Source organism: Psychrobacter sp. T6-1 (assembly GCF_052258445.1).
The window spans coordinates 1-1,774 of record NZ_JBQQFC010000400.1; the positions used below are offsets into that span (position 1 = coordinate 1).

A 1,774-nucleotide genomic window follows, 5' to 3' on the forward strand; every position below is an offset into this window, starting at 1 on the left:
TCTTCTTCCTCTTCAACAGTTATATATATTACTTTAAGATGTTTTAAAACCTGTTCGCGTATAGCAACTAAGGCATCCACATATGCCACTTTATCTTCTTGTTCTATACCAAAGGTAGAGCTAAGATTTTCAGCTGAAATATAGGAATACAAATCATCAAAGTTATTCTGTAAGTTTTTTTCTTCATCTGTACTTGCTTCACTTCTATCCATCTTTTTTATATGCTGTATTTCATTTTGGAGAAACGGTTTTGGACTTTCATTTTCCAACTTAAAATAAGTATCTCCATCATCCGTCTCTCCAATTATATAATTATTATAAATAGCTTCAGACTTTCTAGTTTCACATAAACTATCAAATTTTCTACAAAGCACAGAAAGCAATATCGTAATAGTGGTTAATCTTTGTTGACCATCAACTATTAAAAGGTTCGTTTTTTTATCGTCGCCCACCAAAACTAAAGTACCTATAAAGTATTCAGAATGATGAAAAACTCCATGTTCAAGAGTTATATTATTAGTGATATCTTCCCAAAGTTCCTCAATATGGCTTTTTTTCCAAGAATAAGGTCTCTGAAACCGAGGAACAATATATTTTTTTGCACCGAAAACAAATCAGAAATAGTTCTTGTATAAGCATGTAATTGCATAAGTTATTATTCCTTTAAATTTTTGATTAATTTTGCACTTATCTAATTAAAACAGGCTGTTAGTTTAGCAGAATCAACACTAATCTAGATAGTAGCACACAAATATTCAGTATTTGGCAATACTAAGAGTTCTTTAGAGAACTAATCAGTAGACAATAAAAAACGCCATCACAAGTGTGACAGCGTCTTTCATTACTATAGATATTTACGCTTTATTTACAACGCTTTCAACTCTTCCATCTGCGCTGTCATCGCCGTCAACTGCCCTTCTAGCTCAGCCAGTTTCGCCTTCTCAGCATCGACCACTTCTGCAGGTGCTTTACTGACAAAGCCTTCATTACCCAGCTTGCGCGCGATGCCTTCGGCTTGCTTTTGCAGCTTCTCGTAGGATTTACCCAAACGATTAAGCTCAGCCGTTGGATCGATTAGCCCTTTCATCGGTACTAGTACACGTAGCTGCCCGACCATACTTGATGATGACAATGGTACGTCATTGCCTTCTTTTAATATCTCTAAGCTCTCTACTTTGGCAAGCGCTTTAAACTGGTTTTTGATACGTGATAGACGCGCATCTTCATCACTAGAGATATTTTGTAGCAGCACTGGCAGGCGTACCGCGTTACCCAGTTTCATCTCACCACGAATATTACGGACGCTAGCGATGAGCTCTTGTAGCCAGTCCATATCCGCTTCAATTTGTTCACTAATTTGGGCGCTATCGGTTTGTGGATAGTCGGCAATAACGATGCTATCGGTGTTTTTACGACCCAGTAGCGGCGCGATGGTCTGCCAAATCTGCTCGGTCAGATACGGCATGATCGGATGGGTAAAACGCATGGCAGTCTCGAGCACATGCAAGAGCACGTAGCGGATTTGGGCTTTGCGCGCGTCTGTTACCGAGTCATCATTGAGACTGGCTTTAGCAAGCTCAACGTACCAATCGCAGTATTCATTCCAGATAAACTCATAGATATCTTGGCTGACCATATCTAGACGATACTGGGTAAAATGCTGATGGATGTCTTTGATGCTGGAGTTTAGACGACTCATAATCCACTTTTCGGGTAATTCCCACACCTCAGGATTGGGCGCTTGGTCGATAGGTAGCGCGTTGCTGTCTTTATC

The 1,774-nt window shown here is 39.6% G+C and carries 2 protein-coding genes; both read right to left on the reverse strand.

All coding sequences use genetic code 11. The annotated features are described in order from the left end of the window. Positions 1-590, reverse strand: a 590-nt coding sequence (locus ACTXGO_RS13210; RefSeq protein WP_443574845.1) for a DUF262 domain-containing protein, incomplete at its 3' end; no start/stop codon positions are given. Positions 591-865: 275 nt separating this feature from the next. Beyond that, a partial coding sequence (locus tag ACTXGO_RS13215) for a class I tRNA ligase family protein (RefSeq protein ID WP_443574844.1) occupies positions 866-1,774 on the reverse strand: 909 nt, incomplete at its 5' end.